Origin of the sequence: Kitasatospora sp. NPDC091257 (genome assembly GCF_044757675.1) — a bacterium.
In the GTDB taxonomy this organism is placed as follows: Bacteria; Actinomycetota; Actinomycetes; order Streptomycetales; family Streptomycetaceae; genus Kitasatospora; species Kitasatospora lactacystinica.
Genome location: NZ_JBIVVI010001045.1, coordinates 1 through 3262, shown reverse-complemented (window position 1 = coordinate 3262; position 3262 = coordinate 1). Strand labels below are relative to the sequence as shown.

The 3262-nt window shown below is 74.5% G+C and carries 1 protein-coding gene; it reads right to left on the bottom strand.

The features are described 5' to 3' along the window. Positions 1–2945: WGR domain-containing protein (locus ACIQOV_RS34055; RefSeq protein WP_401054658.1), on the bottom strand; the 2945-nt coding region annotated here is incomplete at its 3' end. Positions 2946–3262 lie beyond the last annotated feature (317 nt).

The window sequence follows — 3262 nt, the reverse complement described above, 5'->3', positions numbered from 1 at the left end:
TCCCCCGCCACCGTGCGGACGTCCTTCTTCAGCGCGGCGAAACGCTTGCGCTCGGCCGGCGCCAGCTCGGCGTCGTCCCGCACCCCCGGGACCGGCAGGTCCTTGCGACGGGCGCCGGCCGCGTCCAGCACGTACGGCTTGAGCTGCTCGTCGAAACCGACCGTGAACGTCCGGGTGCCGTAGTCGACGACGGTGGTCCCGTCGGCGTCCAGCCCGAAGTCCGGGACGAGGCGGTCGGACAGCTGCTCCCCGGTCAGGCCCAGACCGGCCGCCACCTCGGAGATCTTCTCCTGGGCCCGGGTCTTGAGCGCCTTGAACTTCACCCGCTGTGCGATGCCGTGCAGGTGCAGCAGGGCCGTGTCGCTGCCGATGGCGGCCAGCACCTCCAGGCCGTCCACCGCCCGGTGGTGCGCCCCCTCGCCCGGCCAGGCGCGGAGCACCGGCGTCAGCCGGCGGACCGTCTCGTCGTCACCGAACCGGCCGAGCACGTGCAGCGCCCAGCCGTCCTGGGCCGGCATACCGGCCAGCCGCCACTGCTCGAACACCGCCCAGCAGAACTCCGTCAACGACCGCGGCTCGCACAGCAGGGCCACCTCGTCGAGGCCGGGGTAGAACGCCCCGGGCGCGGACAGCGCGAGCATGGTGAGCACGTGCCGCACCGCCTCGGCAGGCAGGGCGCCCTTGTCGCCGCGCAGCAGCAGCTGCGGCAGCATCACCGGCTCCGCCCAGTCGCAGGGCGGGGGCAGCTTCGCCGGGAGCGCGGTCACCAGCGGGTCGGCCGACAGCAGCGTGCCCACGGCCTCCTCCGCCTTCGGCCCGAACTCGGCGGCCACCGCGCGCACCGCCGCCGCGCCGTGCGCCCCGGCGATCACTCGCAGGGCCTGCTCGGCTCCGGCCCGGGCCGCCCCGGCTTTCCCGAGTGCGGCGGGTACCAGCAGCCGGGCCGCGTCCACGCCGTGCCGGGCGAACCAGGAACGGGCGGTGCTCCCGGCCGACTTGAGGCGCACCAGCCAGTCCGTCATGGTCTCGGCCACCCGGGCGTCCAGGTACGGAAGGAGCAGGGGCGCGTGCGTGGCCGGATTCCCCACCGCGGCGGCCCGGATCGGTTCGACGGCGTCCGTGCCGAAGCGGGCGGCGACCCGGCGCAGGGAGTCCCCGGAGTGCCAGATGCGCTCACCGGCACGCCACTGCGCGAGCAGGGGCCGGGCCAACTCCTTGTCGCCGTAGGCGAACAGTGCGAGCTCGGCGTGCTGTCCGCCGCGCAGCCGCGCGCCCTCGGGCTGCCCGATCCTGGCCCGGATCGTGGCCGCGACCCGCTGCCAGTCCTCGTCCGACCAGCTCGTGTACCAGGACTCGGAGGTCGCCGCCCACGCCTCGCGCTCACCCGGCAGCCACCGCATCTGTGGTTCCTGCGGCACGGCGAGGCCGGTCAGCACGCGGGGCTTGCCGGCGGAGCGCGGCCGCGTCCACGGCGGGCTGGTGAACAGCTCCGGCAGCGAGTCGGGGCCGACCTCCGGCACCCGCTCGCCGAGGTCGGTGAGCGGCTCGACCAGGGCCGCCTGCTCCGGCGTCAGCTCCGGCAGCAGTTCGAGCGCGGTCGCGCGGTGGACCGCGACGTGGCCGGTGAGGAGCTGCCGGGCGAGCTGCTGCGTGGCCGGGTCGGTGGAGGCCGCCGCGGCCTCGGCGAGCAGGCGCACGGCACGCCGGGGGAACCGGCGGAGACCGGCCAGGAGGGCGGCGCGGGTGGACTTGATGCCGTCCTGCTGGGCCAGCAACCCCCGGAAACCCTCGTCGGAGGGGAGCTCGGCGAGCGCCTCCAGGATCCGCTTCTTGCCGTCCTTGTGGTGGTAGCTGGTGGTCAGGTCGTGCAGCATCACCGATGCCACGTCGCCGCCCAGGCCCTCCGCCACGGTCGCGATGATCTCGGTGGACCACCCGTCATAGCCCAGGCTCGGCAGCGGGGGGAGCTTCTCCAGCGGTTCCGCCGAGGAGAGCGAGCACAGCAGCATCGACCACTCGACGACGGCCAGTCGGGAGCCCGACGCGACACACTCCTCGACCCAGGCGGTCTCGGACGGCGCCAGGTACGCCGCCACCACCAGGCGGGTCAGATTGTTCCGGCAGTCCGCCAGGGCCTCGACCGCCGCGCGGTGGGTCTCCTCGTCGCAGGCCGCCAGCAGCGACCGGACCCGGTCCGCGGCGGGGCGGTACGCACCGTGCCTCTGGTTGGCCCCGCGCCGGACACGGGGGTGGACGGACCTCTGGTGGATCCAGTCGGTCTCGACGGCCGTCGTGAACAGCTCGACGGTGGCCCTGGCCGCGAACGGAAGGCCGAACTCCGCCACCCAGGCGTCCACGGCCACGCGGAGCCCGTTGTTGCCGGGATACGAGAACACGGCGGCGAGCACCGCCGCACCGACCGGGTCCCGGCTGCCGGACTGGTGGGCGCGGGCGGCCGCGACCAGCTCCGGGTCACTGCGCTCCGAGGTGAGCGTCTGCTCCAGCCAGTCCCCCATCTGCCGCAGCCCGTCGCGGTACGAGGTCACCGGGCCCTTCCCCGGCGCGGACGGCTTCCGGGGAATGCCGCCCCGGCGCGGGATCAGGGCCCGACGCCAGGCGTCCGGCATGACGAAGACGTCCTCGTCCTCGGGACCGGCGGCCTCGGCCGTGGGTGCGGACACGCCGGGCTGCGCCACGGGCACCGGATCCGCCGCCGCACCCGGCTCCGTACCCGCCCCCGCACCGATCTCGCGGTAGCCCTTGCGCTCCTTCTCGGCGACCACCTTGGCGAAGTGCGCCTGCGCCTCCTCCACGGTCGGGAACGCCTTGACCTGCTCCCGCCCGTCCGTACCGGACCGCCCGTACCGTACGGTCACCGCGGCACCGTCGGCCGCGGCCTCCCAGAACTTGTCCGAGCCGCCCTCGACGAACTCCCAGCGCCGCACAGCCCCGCCCCTCTCCTCGCACTGATGATCAGGAGAGGAACGTTAGCGAGTCCCACCGACAAGTCCCCGGCCGACCGCCCCCGCACTCACCTCCCCGCCGAAGTCACCGTGCGCCGGCGCCTCGTACCTCGGCGAGCGGCGGACACGTCCTGGACTTATCGGCCGGCGTAGTTCAGTGACTGGAGCCGCGTCTTGGCGTCGTCCTCCCGTGCGTCGGGGGTGTGGCTCAGGTGGAGGGCGCGGAACGCGGCCCGTACGTCGGGGCAAAGCGGGCGCCGTCGCCGCAGACGTAGACCTGGGCCCCGGCTTCGAGCAGG